Origin of the sequence: Citrobacter sp. XY323, assembly GCF_025106035.1 — a bacterium.
GTDB classification, from domain to species: Bacteria; Pseudomonadota; Gammaproteobacteria; order Enterobacterales; family Enterobacteriaceae; genus Citrobacter; species Citrobacter braakii.
The window spans coordinates 103,077-118,327 of sequence record NZ_JANYUK010000014.1 but is presented as its reverse complement, the minus strand read 5'-3'; the positions used below and the strand labels follow the sequence as shown (position 1 = coordinate 118,327).

Annotated in this window: 9 protein-coding genes; 5 read left to right on the top strand and 4 right to left on the bottom strand. The window is 55.1% G+C overall.

What is annotated here, in order from left to right:
* Positions 1–57 precede the first annotated feature (57 nt).
* The gene (gene sseB, locus N0B36_RS19405; protein ID WP_259688853.1) at positions 58–834 is read left to right on the top strand and encodes an enhanced serine sensitivity protein SseB; all 777 of its coding nucleotides are present in this window, start codon (positions 58–60) and stop codon (positions 832–834) included.
* 18 nt (positions 835–852) lie between these two features.
* Here the strand turns inward: sseB and N0B36_RS19400 are convergent, their stop codons facing one another.
* The 4 genes from N0B36_RS19400 to sseA form a co-directional block, all read right to left on the bottom strand.
* Entirely contained in the window at positions 853–1,623 is a 771-nt protein-coding gene (locus N0B36_RS19400; protein ID WP_235116940.1) for a MurR/RpiR family transcriptional regulator, read from the bottom strand.
* Between the two features lie 127 nt (positions 1,624–1,750).
* Positions 1,751–3,112 carry a 6-phospho-alpha-glucosidase gene (locus tag N0B36_RS19395; RefSeq protein ID WP_016157134.1) on the bottom strand — a complete coding sequence of 454 codons (1,362 nt, stop codon included), beginning with the start codon at positions 3,110–3,112 and terminating at the stop codon, positions 1,751–1,753.
* A gap of 11 nt (positions 3,113–3,123) precedes the next feature.
* Positions 3,124–4,665 (bottom strand): PTS transporter subunit EIIC, encoded by a 1,542-nt coding sequence (locus tag N0B36_RS19390; protein WP_016157133.1) that lies wholly within the window; start codon positions 4,663–4,665, stop codon positions 3,124–3,126.
* A gap of 163 nt (positions 4,666–4,828) precedes the next feature.
* Positions 4,829–5,689, bottom strand: a complete 861-nt coding sequence (sseA, locus tag N0B36_RS19385) for a 3-mercaptopyruvate sulfurtransferase (protein ID WP_047501573.1) — start codon at positions 5,687–5,689, stop codon at positions 4,829–4,831.
* Positions 5,690–5,895: 206 nt separating this feature from the next.
* Here sseA and N0B36_RS19380 point away from each other — a divergent pair, with 206 nt between their 5' ends.
* From N0B36_RS19380 to N0B36_RS19365, 4 genes are all read left to right on the top strand, one after another.
* Entirely contained in the window at positions 5,896–10,830 is a 4,935-nt protein-coding gene (locus N0B36_RS19380) for an alpha-2-macroglobulin (protein WP_259688852.1), read from the top strand.
* Positions 10,831–13,143: a peptidoglycan glycosyltransferase PbpC gene (gene pbpC, locus N0B36_RS19375; protein ID WP_103766617.1), complete on the top strand. Its 2,313-nt coding sequence runs from the start codon at positions 10,831–10,833 to the stop codon at positions 13,141–13,143.
* 136 nt (positions 13,144–13,279) lie between these two features.
* Positions 13,280–13,711, top strand: a complete 432-nt coding sequence (gene ndk, locus N0B36_RS19370) for a nucleoside-diphosphate kinase (protein ID WP_003037710.1) — start codon at positions 13,280–13,282, stop codon at positions 13,709–13,711.
* A 256-nt stretch (positions 13,712–13,967) separates the two neighbouring features.
* A complete protein-coding gene (locus N0B36_RS19365) occupies positions 13,968–15,134 on the top strand; it encodes a bifunctional tRNA (adenosine(37)-C2)-methyltransferase TrmG/ribosomal RNA large subunit methyltransferase RlmN (RefSeq protein ID WP_016154002.1) in 1,167 nt (388 codons plus the stop codon).
* Positions 15,135–15,251: the final 117 nt, after the last annotated feature.

Below are 15,251 nucleotides of genomic sequence, written 5' to 3'. Positions count from 1 at the left end.
TGCCGGATGGCGCTACGCTTATCCGGCTTACATGTATTCATCCAATTTGTGATACTTATGTCCGAAACAAAAAATGAATTAGAAACGTTGCTGGAGCAAGCAGCGACAGAACCTGCGCATCGTCCGGCATTTTTCCGTACATTACTGGAATCCACCGTCTGGGTGCCGGGTACTGCCGCAGAAGGCGAGGCGGTGGTTGAAGACAGCGCCCTCGACCTTCAGCACTGGGAAAAAGAAGACGGCACGACCGTGATCCCGTTCTTCACCTCCCTGGAAGCCCTGCAACAGGCGGTTGAAGATGAGCAAGCATTTGTCGTTATGCCGGTGCGTACGCTATTTGAAATGACGCTTGGCGAAACGCTCTTTCTCAACGCTAAACTGCCGACCGGCAAAGAGTTTATGCCGCGTGAAATCAGCCTGCTGATGGGGGAAGAGGGTAATCCGCTAAGCACCCAGGAAGTACTGGAAGGTGGTGAATCGCTGATCCTTTCTGAAGTCGCTGAACCTCCGGCGCAGATGATTGACTCACTGACCACGCTGTTTAAAACCATTAAGCCGGTAAAACGCGCATTTCTCTGCTCAATCAAAGAAAGTTCGGAAGCCCAGCCGAATCTGCTGATTGGTATTGAAGCTGAAGGTGATATTGAAGAGATCATCCATGCTGCGGGTAGCGTCGCGACCGATACGTTGCCGGGTGATGAACCCATTGATATCTGCCAGGTGAAGAAAGGTGAGAAGGGCGTGAGTCACTTTATCACTGAGCACATCGCACCGTTCTACGAACGCCGCTGGGGCGGTTTCCTGCGCGACTTCAAACAGAACCGGATTATCTGAGGCATTCGGGGTGAGCGCTCACCCCGTTGCTTCCAGCAGCAACAAATCCATGAGTAGCACCAGATTCGATTCAAAAGAGGTCACTCCGGCGGCCTCCGCGGCAAAGTGTACCGCTTCGTCATAGAGCGCAAAGTGCAAATCCGCCATGCCCGCCAGCGAATTGGCCGACGCACGGGTAAAGGCCACAATCGTCATGCCAACGTTTTGCGCAATCCTGACTTTATCAATAACCTGTTCCGTTTCGCCGCTGCGTGACACCGCGACGAATACCTGATAGCGGGCGGCATTACTGAGAAAGATGTTCCGGCTGTCGCCTGGCCCGGAAATAAAAGCGGTCTTACCGAGAACCTGCAATTTTTTGGTCAGATACTCCGCAAACAGATAGGAAAATCCGGCGCCATACAGAAAGAAACTCTCCTTTTGCCGTAATAAATCAACAAAATGGCGACGTTTTTCCTGGGTATTCCATTGAAAAGTAAGCTGATAGTTGGCGATGAAACGGCTAAGCATCGCCGGTAACTCGCCGCTGTCCGCGGCCTGCGCTGCGATGTGCGGCGTATCGGAGAGCAGCTGTTTGCAGTGCCATATAAACTCGCTGAAACCGCTGAAGCCCAGTTTCTGACACAAGCGCATAATGGTGGCGGTGGAAACAAAAGTCGCCTGGGCCAGCTCACGTACCGTGATGTTACCTACCAGCAGCGGATGCTGTGTCAGGTGCGCCAGCACACGGTACTCTGCGCGGGTAAGCGGTTCTCCGCGCGTCAGCAGAGAGGCAAGCCGGTTGTCCATGATCAGGCCGGTTTCACTTGCCGGGCAGGAAGGGAGAAATATGGGATAGTCATTGGGCCTCCGTTTTCATCAATTCGCGGAATTGTCGGTGTTTTCATCCACACCGACAAGTCTTCCGCACCAGACTTTAGCGCAATTCCCCCTCCTGCCAGGCTTTTTTCAGCGCTGGCCAGTAGTCCCGGTTAGCCTCGATCATCTCATCAAGGAGGGTTTTGGCATGTACCATGGTTGGCACCGTCCGGTTCAGCGTGAAAGCCTGTAGTGCCTTCTCGTAGCTGCCTTCAATGGCGGCCTCAACCAGCAGTTGCTCTGAGGCCAGCTGTTGCATCAGCAGCGTCTGGTGAAACAACGGTACTGCCCCCATGCGAACCGGTTCAGCTCCCTGTGAAGTGATGTACGCAGGTACTTCGACCATCGCGTCATAGGGCAGATTGGCAATCGCGCCTCTGTTTTCAACAATCACCAGGTGACGCTGGCGTAAATCAAAAGCCAGGCTACAGGCGACATCAACGATAAACGCGCCGTGAACTCCGACGTGAAACGCATCGGGCAAAATCCCCGTGCTCTGGTATTCCTGAGCCGCGGCGAATAATTTCTTCTCACGCCCCTCCATCACTTCGTTGGCCCGGGTGTGATCTGGATCCTGATGGGCCACGATCTGTTCCGACATCAGGTAATACTGTAAATACGGATTCGGCAGATATTCAGGGAAGTTGTCCATGATCGGCTTGATGTTACGCCATGTTTTGACCCATGAAGGATCGGCATGCTGCGGATCCGTTTGTGCGGCATCTTCTGTCAGCAGGCCGAATTTAGCGATATGCCGCCGTAACGCCGGGAGCTGGTCTTCGCCATCAACCCGCACGCGGGTAAACCAGCCAAAGTGGTTAAGGCCGAAGTAGTCCACCTCCAGCTTATGACGGTCAACGCCCAGAATCGCACCCATGTTACGCATTGCAGCGACCGGCATATCACAAATATTGAGAACCCGCGCGTTCGGGCGTAAGCGACGTACCCCCTCTGCCACAATCGCCGCCGGATTGGCGTAATTGACAATCCACGCCGCTTTATCGGCAAAACGTTCGACCAGATCGATTAGTTCCACCATCGGCAGAATGGTGCGTAGCCCGTAGGCTAAACCACCGGGGCCGCAGGTCTCCTGGCCGACGACGCCGTGTTTTAACGGGATTTTTTCGTCCAGCTCGCGCATTTTGTACTGGCCTACGCGCATCTGCGAGAAAATAAAATGCGCCCCGCGAAAGGCCGTTTGCGCATCGCGGGTTACGGTAAATTTAATTGACTGGCTGTGATCGCGGATCACTTTTTCAACCACCGGTGCAATGGTGCTTTGACGTGCTTCGTCAATGTCATACAGACGAATTTCAGCCAGCGGAAAATCGGCAAGACGCACCATCAGACTTTTGACAATCCCGGGCGTATAAGTGCTTCCACCGCCAGCAATGGATAAAATAAAAGGGGGGGTAAACATGATTGGCTCCTTCAGAGAAACGCCTCTACGGCTTCTCGCATTTTCTTAACATGCAGTCCGTAGACCACCTGAACGTTATTACCTTGTTTAATGACGCCTTTCGCGCCGGTCGCTTTGAGCTGCGGCTCGTTGATGATGGCGATATCTTTCACGGTGACGCGCAGACGGGTGTAACAGTTATCAACCACTTCAATATTGGCGCGACCGCCCAGCCCGGCAATAATGGCTTCGCCTGAATCATCGCGGCCTTTTGCCTGATAATCTTTTTTGCTGTACAAACGTGTCTCCCGCGCGTCCTCCTCACGACCTGGCGTTTTCATATCGAAATAGCGGATAAGAAAGCGAAAGATGACGAAGTAGAGAACGAACATCATCATCCCGACCGCGATGTACATCGGCCAGTTAGCCTTTTCGACGCCCAGCGGCAGGTTGTAGAGAATGAAGTCAATGACGCCGTTGGCGCCGATGGCGTGAACATCCAGCAGAGAAAACAGCATCATGCCGATGCCGGTCAGCACCGCGTGTACCACAAACAGCAGCGGAGCGACAAACAGGAAGGAAAACTCAATGGGCTCGGTGACGCCGACCAGTAATGAGGTCAGTGCGGCGGGGAGCAGAATGGCCTTCGCGGCAGCCCTGCGCTGTGGCGTGGCCGTCATATACATAGCCAGCGCGGCGGCAGGCAGGCCAAACATTTTACTGATGCCGCGAGCGTCCCACACCACCGTATTGCTGAGCTGTGCCACTGTCGGACAGGCCATCTCGGCGAAATAGATGTTGCGCGCCCCCTGATACACATTACCGCAAACCTCGGCAGTGCCGCCCAGTTCGGTATACAGAAACGGCGTGTAAACCAGGTGGTGTAGTCCGGTCGGCACCAGAATGCGTTCAAGAAAACCGTAAATAGCGACGCCGTAAGGTCCAGCGTCTTTAATGGTCAACGCCATGGTACTGATGCCATGCTGAGCGAAAGGCCACAGTTCGCTCATCGCTACGCCGAGAAGCATTGAGGTGGGCAGAATAATGATGGCGACGAAACAGTGGCCTGAGTAAATCGCCATCGCGCCGCTGAACTGCACGCCGGAATAGCGGTTATAGAGATAACCTGCCACGACGCCCAGCAAAATCCCGGCAAAAACGCCCATCTCCAGCACCTGCACGCCAAGCACCATACTCTGACCCGCACCGCGCATCTGATCCGTCGCAACCAGATCGCCGCGTAGCTGAAGCGTGACGTTCATCGCGTTGATAAAAACAATAAAAGCGACAAGACCTGTCAAGGCCGCATAACCTTTATCACGGGTGGCAAGGCCAATGGGAATGCCGACGGCGAAAACCAGCGCCAGATTTGCCAGTACAGATACGGCGGATTTCGCAATTAACTGACCACTGTTTTGTAAAATGGGATGAGCGAGAAAAGGTAAATATTGCGCAAGATTGCCATTGCTAAGGACGTTACCGAAGGCAATGAATAAGCCCACGATCGGGAGAATGAGCACCGGACCATAGAGCGATTTGCCAAAATTTTGTAGGGCATTGACAGCTCTTTTCATCATGTTCTCTCTTATATGAACCGCACATCAGAGTGCGAAAACAGGACAAAGTTAGCAGCGTCAAAGGGGAGAATTCTAGCTATCTGTTTGTTTTAAAAACAAATGACGCATAACGTTACATGTAACGTTATGCGTTGTGAGCGGGGTAACAGCAGGGGGAGGGTTAAGCAGAGGGATTATGGGCGGCCGGTTCTACCGGTAAATCGTTACGCGCGCCCCATTCGCTCCATGCACCGTCATACAATGCGACGTTAGAAACGCCCAGCGTGGCAAGCGCCAGCACAACCACCGCCGCCGTGACGCCTGAGCCGCAGCTGGCGATAATGGGACGGTCAAAGCTTACGCCATGGCTGAAGAAAATAGCATCCAGTTCGTCGGTAGTTTTCAGTTCACCGTCACGAACCAGCTCTGTCCACGGTACGTTAAGCGCACCAGGCACATGGCCACGCTTGAGGCCCGGACGCGGCTCGTCAACTTCGGCATTAAAACGCGCAGCCGGTCGGGCATCGACGATCTGCGCTGTTTTTTCATGACTGGCCAGCAGTACGTCGGTAACGCGCACAACCGCTTCAGGTGTAAATGCCACGTTAAATTCACCTTCCGGTAAATCCTCATTTCCTTCTTTGAGCATTAGCTCATCGCGCTGCCAGCCAGCCAGACCGCCCGCCAGAATGGAGACATTCTCGACACCAAATGTCCGCAGCATCCACCATGCGCGCGGCGCGGAAAACAGGTTGCCATCATCGTAGACAACCAGGTGTTTATCCTGATGAACGCCCAATTCGCGCATCGCTACGGCAAAGGCTTCCGGTCGCGGCATCATATGCGGTAGCGGTGACGTATGGTCGGAAAGCGCTTCAATATCAAAAAAGACTGCGCCAGGAATATGGCCCGCGCGATACTCCTCGCCAACATCGCGATCTTCCTGTCCTGGAGGTGCCATCCGGGCATCAAGAATTTGTATTTCCGGGTCGTCAATGTGTTCGGCAAGCCAGTCGGCAGCGACAAAAAAGGCGGTGGTCATAGGCATCTCCATTTTTACCAGGTTTTGGCAAATTGTCGGATGTTTAGTGCAATGCGACAAGTAAAAGAGGCTGATTTGTCAGGCGAATCCACATTAATCACGAAAAATAGGACAACGTAGAACAGTTACTGGCTTCCACAGCCGAAAATCTGACGCATAATAGTTGTTCTACGTAGCTAACGGGCCACTACGGCCAGGGATGAAAAATGAAACATTTACGCGTAGCGGCCTGTATGCTGATGCTGGCACTGGTTGGGTGCGATAATAATAACGAAAAATCGCCGACGGCTGCGAAGCCTGATGCGCCTGCACCGCAGACTGCGCCAGCAAAAGATAAGGCCCAATTACAAAAGCTGATTCAGCAAAGCCAGGGCAAGTCGCTGACGTTGCTTGATGCCTCCGAGGTCCAACTCGACGGCGCGGCAACGCTCGTTTTGACCTTTTCCATTCCCCTCGATCCGGAACAAGATTTTTCTCGCGTAGTGCACGTTGTTGATAAAAAAAGCGGCAAAGTGGATGGTGCCTGGGAGCTGGCGCCAAATCTAAAAGAGCTACGCTTACGCCATCTCGAACCTAATCGGGAACTGGTGGTTACCATTGAGCGTGATTTACTGGCGCTGAATAAAGCGACGTTCGCTATCGATTATGAAAAAAACATTACCACCCGCGACGTCCAGCCAAGCGTAGGGTTCGCTAGTCGCGGCTCGCTGCTGCCGGGAAAAGTGATTGATGGGTTACCGGTGATGGCCCTTAATGTTGATAGCGTGGATGTAAACTTCTTTCGCGTGAAGCCTGAATCGCTCGGTGCGTTTGTCAGCCAGTGGGAATACCGTAATTCGTTGTCAAACTGGGAGTCAGACAATCTGCTGAAAATGGCGGAACTGGTTTATACCGGACGCTTTGACCTCAATCCTGCGCGTAATACCCGAGAGAAGCTGCTACTGCCACTGAGCGATATCAAGCCGTTGCAGCAAGCAGGCGTTTACATTGCGGTGATGAATCAGGCCGGACACTATAACTACAGCAATGCTGCTACGCTGTTTACGCTCAGTGACATTGGTGTCTCTGCGCACCGTTACCACAATCAACTGGATGTCTTTACGCAGAGTCTGGAAAACGGCGCTGCGCAGCAGGGTATTGAGGTCACGTTACTCAACGAAAAAGGGCAGACGCTGGCGCAGGCTACCAGCGACGCGCAGGGTCACGTCAAGCTGGAAACCGATAAAGACGCGGCCTTATTGCTGGCCCGTAAAGACGGGCAAACCACGCTGCTGGACCTGAAGCTCCCGGCGTTGGATCTGGCTGAATTTGATATTGCCGGCGCGCCGGGATACAGCAAGCAGTTCTTTATGTTTGGCCCCCGAGACCTCTATCGCCCCGGCGAAACGGTGATCCTCAACGGATTACTGCGAGATAGCGACGGCAAAACGCTGCCTGACCAGCCGGTGAAGCTGGAGGTCGTTAAGCCCGACGGACAGGTGTTACGCTCGGTAGTGAGCCAACCGGAAAACGGTCTGTATCGCTTTAGCTGGCCGCTGGACAGCAGCGCGCCAACCGGCATGTGGCATATTCGTGCCAATACTGGCGACAACCAGTCGCGGATGTGGGATTTCCACGTCGAAGATTTCATGCCTGAGCGGATGGCGCTCAATCTCACCGCCAATAAGATGCCGCTGGCTCCAACTGATGAAGTGAAGTTTTCGGTGGTGGGCTACTACCTGTACGGCGCGCCCGCCAACGGCAATGCTCTGCAAGGGCAGCTTTTCCTGCGCCCGCTGCGGGAAGCGGTGCAGGCATTACCGGGGTTCCAGTTTGGTAATATTGCCGAAGAAAATCTTTCTCGCAGCCTCGATGAGGTTCAGTTGACGCTGGATGACCACGGTCGCGGCGAAGTGACTACCAACAGCCAATGGCAGGAGACGCATTCTCCGTTACAGGTGATTCTGCAAGCCAGCCTGCTGGAGTCGGGTGGCCGTCCGGTGACGCGTCGGGTTGAACAAGCCATCTGGCCTGCGGATACGCTGCCAGGTATTCGTCCGCAGTTTGCGGCGAAAGCCGTTTATGACTACCGCACTGATACCACCGTCAATCAGCCTGGCGTTGATGAAAACAGCAATGCCGCTTTTGATATTGTGTATGCCGATGCGCAAGGCGAGAAAAAAGCGGTGTCCGGTTTACAGGTGCGTTTGATCCGTGAACGCCGTGATTATTACTGGAACTGGTCTGAAGGTGAGGGCTGGCAATCGCAGTTCGATCAAAAAGATCTGGTTGAGGGTGAGCAGACCCTGGATCTTAAGGCCGATGAGACCGGTAAAGTCAGCTTCCCGGTCGAGTGGGGTGCCTATCGCCTGGAAGTGAAAGCTCCGAATGATGCGGTGAGCAGCGTGCGCTTCTGGGCTGGTTATAGCTGGCAGGATAACAGCGACGGCAGCGGGGCAGTGCGTCCAGATCGCGTGACCTTGAAACTGGATAAACCCGGCTATCGTCCCGGCGATACCATGAAGCTACACATTGCCGCACCCGCTGCTGGCAAAGGTTACGCGATGGTGGAGTCCAGCGAAGGCCCGCTGTGGTGGCAAGAGATAGACGTACCGACGGATGGTCTTGATATCTCCATCCCGGTCGATAAAACCTGGAATCGCCATGACTTGTATCTCAGCGCGCTGGTGGTTCGTCCTGGCGACAAGTCTCGTTCGGCAACGCCAAAGCGGGCAGTCGGCTTACTGCATTTGCCGTTAGGCGATGAAAACCGTCGTCTGGCGCTGGCGCTGGAAAGTCCGGCGAAAATGCGTCCAAATCAGTCGTTGACTGTCAAGATTAAAGCCAGTGTTAAAAATGGCGATGTGCCAAAACAGGTTAACGTGCTGGTCTCAGCCGTTGACAGCGGGGTGTTGAACATTACCGATTACGCCACGCCGGATCCCTGGCAGGCGTTTTTCGGGCAAAAACGCTATGGCGCGGATATTTATGATATTTACGGCCAGGTGATCGAAGGGCAAGGACGTCTGGCGGCGCTGCGCTTTGGTGGTGACGGCGATGAGTTAAAACGCGGCGGCAAGCCACCGGTTAATCACGTCAATATTGTGGCGCAACAGGCGCTGCCGGTGACGCTTAACGAGCAGGGCGAAGGTACGGTGACGTTACCAATTGGTGATTTCAACGGCGAGCTGCGGGTAATGGCGCAAGCCTGGACGGCGGATGACTTTGGCAGTAGCGAAAGCAAAGTGATTGTCGCCGCGCCGGTAATTACTGAACTGAACATGCCGCGCTTTCTGGCGGGGGGCGATACCTCGCGCCTGACGCTGGACGTGACCAACCTGACTGACAAACCGCAAACGCTGATTATTAATCTCGCGGCCAGCGGTTTACTGGAGCTGATGGGGCAAGATCCCGCCCCGGTGAATCTGGCGCCAGGCGTACGGACTACGCTGTTTATTCCGGTGCGTGCGCGGGAGGGCTTTGGCGATGGCGAAATTCAGGCGCAAATTAGCGGTCTGAATCTACCGGGTGAAACGCTGCCTGTTCAGCATAAACAGTGGAAAATTGGCGTGCGACCGGCGTTCCCGGCGCAAACTGTTAATTACGGCGTCGCACTTCAGCCGGGCGCAACCTGGCAGATTCCGGGCGAAGAACTGACGAATTTCTCTCCTGTGACGATGCAGGGACAACTGCTGTTCAGCGGTAAGCCACCGCTGAATCTGGCGCGCTATATCCGTGAACTGAAAGCTTACCCTTACGGTTGCCTCGAGCAAACGGCGAGCGGGTTGTTCCCATCCTTATACACCAATGCCGCGCAGTTGAAGGCGTTAGGTATCGCGGGCGACAGCGATGAAAAACGCCGTGCGGCAGTAGAGATTGGCATCTCTCGTTTACTGCAAATGCAGCGTGATAACGGCGGTTTTGCGCTGTGGGATAAGAACGGGTCGGAAGAGTACTGGCTGACCGCGTATGTGATGGATTTCCTCGTTCGCGCGAATGAACAGGGCTATAGCGTTCCGGCAGAGGTGATTAACCGGGGTAACGAGCGGCTGCTGCGCTATTTGCAGGATCCGGGCATGATGTCGATTCGCTATACCGACGACGCATCAGCAAGCCGGTTTGCCGTACAGGCCTACGCCGCGCTGGTGCTGGCTCGTCAGCAGAAAGCCCCGCTCGGCGCGCTGCGTGAGATCTGGGAGCGTCGTGCACAGGCGGCTTCCGGTTTACCGCTGTTGCAACTGGGGATAGCGCTGAAAAACATGGGCGACGCCAACCGCAGTGAACAAGCGTTGACGCTGGCGCTGAATACGCCACGCCGCGATGCGCAGCAGTGGATGGCGGATTACGGCAGTCAGCTACGTGACAACGCGCTGATGCTGGCATTGTTGGAAGAGAACAAGCTTAAACCTGAAGTGCAGAATACGCTGCTGAATACCTTGTCAGAACAGGCCTTTGGGCAGCGCTGGCTCTCTACTCAGGAAAACAATGCGCTGTTCCTTGCCGCGCGTACGTTGCAGGACTTGCCAGGCTCGTGGCAGGCGCAAACGTCACTCTCTGAACAGGCGTTAGCCGGGGAGAAATCACAAACGCGTAATCTGGATGCTGACGCGCTGTCTACGCTGAACGTCACCAATACCGGTAATCTGCCGCTGTGGCTGCGTCTGGATGTGAGCGGTTACCCGCAAACCTCGCCGACGCCTGCCAGCAACGTCCTGCACATTGAGCGTCAGATCCTGGGGCTCGACGGGAACAGCAAAGCGCTGGATTCTCTGCGCAGCGGCGAGCTGGTACTGGTCTGGCTGGAGGTGAAAGCCAGCCAGAACGTACCGGATGCGCTGGTGGTTGACTTACTGCCAGCCGGCCTGGAGCTGGAAAACCAGAATCTGGCTAACGGCAGCGCCAGCCTGCAGGACAGCGGCAGCGAGGTAGCGAATTTGCTCAATCAGATGCAGCAGGCGGATATCCAGCACGTTGAGTTCCGTGACGATCGCTTTGTCGCCGCGGTAGCGTTCAACGAAGGACAGCCTGTGACGCTGGTCTATCTGGCGCGGGCGGTAACGCCGGGGACCTATCAGGTTCCTGTGCCGCAAGTGGAGTCAATGTATGTTCCGCAGTGGCGCGCGACCGGTGCGACAGAGGGGCTTTTGATTGTCAGACCGTAAATGATGCGCGGGTTGGGGAAACGCGGCTGCTGGCTCTGGCAGGCAGCCGTTGCGCTATTGCTGGTAGCGGGGGTTTGGGCGGCAGATAAAATCTGGCCGCTGCCGCTTCACGAAGTCGATCCGGCACGTGTCGTGGTGGCTTACGATGGTACGCCGCTATGGCGCTTCGCCGACGCGGACGGTATCTGGCGTTATCCGGTGACTATTGATGAGGTGTCCCCCCGTTACCTTGAGGCGTTAATCAACTACGAAGACCGCTGGTTCTGGAAACATCCCGGCGTCAATCCGTTTTCAGTGCTGCGCGCGGCATGGCAGGACCTCTCCTCAGGTCGCGTCGTTTCAGGCGGCAGTACGCTCACCATGCAGGTCGCACGATTGCTCGATCCCCACCCGCGAACTTTCGGCGGCAAGTTCCGCCAGCTCTGGCGCGCATTGCAGCTGGAATGGCATCTTTCTAAGCGCGACATCCTGACGCTATATCTTAACCGTGCGCCGTTTGGCGGCACGCTGCAGGGCGTGGGTGCTGCGAGCTGGGCCTACCTTGGTAAATCTCCCACACAGTTGAGTTATTCCGATGCCGCGCTGCTGGCCGTGTTGCCGCAGGCACCGAGCCGTCTGCGCCCGGACCGCTGGCCGGATCGTGCTGAAGCGGCGCGCAATAAAGTGCTTGAGCGCATGGCGACGCAGGGCGTTTGGCCTGCCAGACAGGTGCAGGAGTCACGCGAAGAACCGGTCTGGCTGGCGCCCAGACAAATGCCGCAGTTAGCGCCGTTATTCTCGCGCATGATGCTGGGAAAAAGCCGGAGCGATAAAATCGTGACCACCCTTGACGCCGGATTACAGCGCCAACTGGAAGAGCTGGCGCAAAACTGGAAGGGCCGCTTACCTGCGCGCAGTTCGCTGGCGATGATTGTGGTCGATCACACGGATATGAGCGTGCGTGGCTGGGTGGGGTCGGTAGATATGAATGACGACTCCCGCTTTGGCCATGTGGATATGGTGAATGCGATCCGCTCGCCGGGCTCGGTGCTGAAGCCGTTTATCTATGGTCTGGCGCTGGATGACGGATTAATTCATCCTGCTTCATTGTTGCAGGATGTGCCGCGTCGAACCGGAGATTATCGACCAGGGAATTTTGACAGTGGTTTTCATGGCCCGGTCAGTATGAGCGAAGCGCTGGTGCGCTCGCTGAATTTACCCGCCGTGCAGGTACTTGAAGCCTATGGCCCGAAGCGTTTTGCCGCATCGTTACGTAACGTTGGCTTACCGCTGTATCTGCCCGCTGGTGCCGCACCGAATCTGTCGCTGATTTTGGGCGGGGCAGGGGCCAGACTGGAAGACATGGCGGCGGCGTACAGTGCCTTTGCCCGTCAGGGAAAAGCGGGAAAACTGCGCCTGCAGCCAGACGATCCTCTGCTGGAGCGTCCGTTGATGTCGGTGGGCGCGGCGTGGATTATTCGCCGCATTATGGCTGACGAAGCGCAACCGCTGCCGGATAACGCGCTGAGCAGAGTGGTTCCGCTGGCGTGGAAAACGGGTACCAGTTATGGCTATCGCGATGCGTGGGCGATTGGCGTTAACGCCCGTTATGTGATGGGTATCTGGACCGGTAGACCCGACGGTACGCCGGTGGTGGGCCAGTTTGGTTTTGCCAGCGCCGTGCCGCTGCTCAATCAGGTCAACAATCTTTTGCTCTCTCGCGGGGCAAATCAGCCAGAGGATCCGCGCCCTGAATCCGTTAGCCGCGGCGTAGTGTGCTGGCCGGGCGGGCAGTCACTTGCGCCGGGAGACAGCAACTGTCGACGCCGTCTGGCAACCTGGCTGCTGGACGGCAGCCAGCCGCCCACGTTGTTATTGCCCGAACAGGAGGGCGTGAGTGGCATTCGTTTCCCCGTCTGGCTGGACGATGAAGGTAAACGTGTGGCGGCGGATTGCCCGCAGGCGCGCGAACAAACGTTAATCGTCTGGCCTTTACCGCTGGAGCCATGGCTGCCGGAGTCAGAGCGCCGTGGGGCGAGATTACCGCCGGTTTCTGCCACGTGTCCGCCGCTGGGGCAGGATGCTTCGCTGCCGTTGCAGTTGACAGGGGTTCGTGATGGCGCGATCGTGAAGCGTTTACCCGGTTCTGCGCTGGCCTCATTGCCAGTACAAACCAGCGGTGGGACTGGCGATCGCTGGTGGTTTCTTAACGGTGAACGGCTGGATGAACGCGGACGCCGTCTTACGCTACGGCTGGCGACCAAAGGGGATTATCAACTGCTGGTGATGGATGACGCCGGACAGGTGGCGACGGTGAGATTTTCGTTGCAGTAGACCACCAGGTGACCTTTGTTGCTAAAATTCATCTTATTTTAAAGAAATGTTATCTTCGTCAATAGTCAATTGCCGGGATGCTCTTTATAATCCGCGCCAGGTAAACAACAACAAAACATCTTTTTCAGAGGTAATCATGGCTATTGAACGTACTTTTTCCATCATCAAACCAAACGCGGTGGCAAAAAACGTTATTGGGAGCATCTTTGCGCGCTTTGAAGCAGCAGGGTTCAAAATTGTCGGTACTAAAATGCTGCACCTGACCGTTGAGCAGGCGCGTGGCTTCTATGCTGAGCATGATGGTAAGCCGTTCTTTGACGGTCTGGTTGAATTCATGACCTCCGGTCCGATCGTTGTTTCTGTTCTGGAAAGCGAAAATGCCGTACAGCGTCACCGTGATCTGCTGGGTGCAACCAACCCGGCGAATGCGCTGGCGGGTACTCTGCGTGCAGACTACGCTGACAGCTTCACTGAGAACGGTACTCACGGTTCCGACTCCGTTGAATCTGCCGCGCGTGAAATCGCCTATTTCTTCGGTGAAGGCGAGGTTTGCCCGCGCACGCGCTAATCTCCTGAGTCTTTCACATCGCATAGTTTTCTATGCTTTCGGGGAGGCTCGAACGTGCCGCTTTCCTGCGATGCGAAATCCTTTGGAGAGGAATTAGCGATTTACATATTATTTTCGCTAATGCTTCGTGCAAACGTGGCATCCCTGCGCCAGACTTTGTACAATGCAACGCCCCGGAAGAGCAGAACGCTTGCCGGGGCGTTTCTTTTTAACCCTCCACGGGCCACAACGTGTAACAACGAGGCCGGAAAAAATTATGTCTGAATTAGTTAACACCTCTGAAGTCGTCATTCCTGCGGTTCCAAATAAAAATGGAAAAATCAACCTGCTGGATCTGAACCGTCAGCAAATGCGCGAATTCTTCAAAGATATGGGTGAAAAACCGTTTCGTGCCGATCAGGTCATGAAGTGGATGTACCACTATTGCAGCGACAACTTTGATGACATGACTGACATCAATAAGGTGCTGCGTAACAAGCTGAAAGAAGTGGCTGAAATTCGCGCCCCGGAAGTGGTGGAAGAGCAGCGTTCTTCTGACGGTACGATCAAATGGGCCATCGCGGTTGGCGATCAGCGCGTAGAAACCGTGTATATCCCGGAAGACGATCGCGCGACCCTGTGTGTTTCTTCACAGGTCGGTTGTGCATTAGAGTGTAAATTCTGCTCTACGGCGCAACAGGGCTTTAACCGTAACCTGCGGGTGTCGGAAATCATTGGTCAGGTCTGGCGTGCGGCGAAAATCGTCGGTGCGGTGAAAGCTACCGGCGTGCGTCCTATCACTAACGTAGTGATGATGGGGATGGGCGAGCCGCTGCTCAACCTGACCAACGTGGTGCCAGCGATGGAAATCATGCTGGATGACTTCGGTTTTGGGCTGTCCAAGCGTCGCGTCACGCTCTCCACCTCAGGCGTTGTCCCTGCGCTGGATAAGCTGGGCGATATGATTGATGTCGCGCTGGCGATTTCTCTGCATGCGCCGAACGATGAAATTCGTGACGAAATTGTACCTATCAACAAAAAGTACAATATCGAAACATTCCTTGGCGCAGTTCGTCGTTATCTGGAGAAGTCCAACGCTAACCAGGGTCGAGTGACCATTGAGTATGTGATGTTAGATCACATCAATGATGGTACTGAACACGCGCATCAGTTGGCAGAGTTGCTGAAAGATACGCCGTGTAAGATTAACCTGATCCCGTGGAACCCGTTCCCAGGCGCGCCATATGGCCGTAGCTCTAACAGCCGTATCGATCGTTTCTCTAAAGTGTTGATGAGCTATGGTTTCACTACCATCGTGCGTAAAACACGTGGCGATGACATCGATGCAGCCTGCGGTCAGCTGGCGGGTGACGTTATCGACCGTACCAAGCGTACCCTGCGTAAGCGTATGCAGGGCGACGCTATCGATATCAAGACCGTTTGATGTTGAGTGCACTACGGTATAATTCATGTACCGTAGTGCAACGTAAGCCAAATGAGGTTCTTTGTTGTTTTCGTGAGGTCAATAATAACGGTGCGTTTTTGTCGACTTTAAGGCAGT

Excerpts from the sequence above, each read along its gene's own strand:
- pbpC (WP_103766617.1), top strand. The coding sequence starts at position 10,831 with ATGATGCGCGGGTTGGGGAAACGCGGCTGCTGGCTCTGGCAGGCAGCC.
- N0B36_RS19365 (WP_016154002.1), top strand. The coding sequence starts at position 13,968 with ATGTCTGAATTAGTTAACACCTCTGAAGTCGTCATTCCTGCGGTTCCA.
- N0B36_RS19390 (WP_016157133.1), bottom strand. The coding sequence starts at position 4,665 with ATGAAAAGAGCTGTCAATGCCCTACAAAATTTTGGCAAATCGCTCTAT.
- ndk (WP_003037710.1), top strand. The coding sequence starts at position 13,280 with ATGGCTATTGAACGTACTTTTTCCATCATCAAACCAAACGCGGTGGCA.
- sseA (WP_047501573.1), bottom strand. The coding sequence starts at position 5,689 with ATGACCACCGCCTTTTTTGTCGCTGCCGACTGGCTTGCCGAACACATT.
- N0B36_RS19400 (WP_235116940.1), bottom strand. The coding sequence starts at position 1,623 with ATGGACAACCGGCTTGCCTCTCTGCTGACGCGCGGAGAACCGCTTACC.
- N0B36_RS19380 (WP_259688852.1), top strand. The coding sequence starts at position 5,896 with ATGAAACATTTACGCGTAGCGGCCTGTATGCTGATGCTGGCACTGGTT.
- sseB (WP_259688853.1), top strand. The coding sequence starts at position 58 with ATGTCCGAAACAAAAAATGAATTAGAAACGTTGCTGGAGCAAGCAGCG.
- N0B36_RS19395 (WP_016157134.1), bottom strand. The coding sequence starts at position 3,112 with ATGTTTACCCCCCCTTTTATTTTATCCATTGCTGGCGGTGGAAGCACT.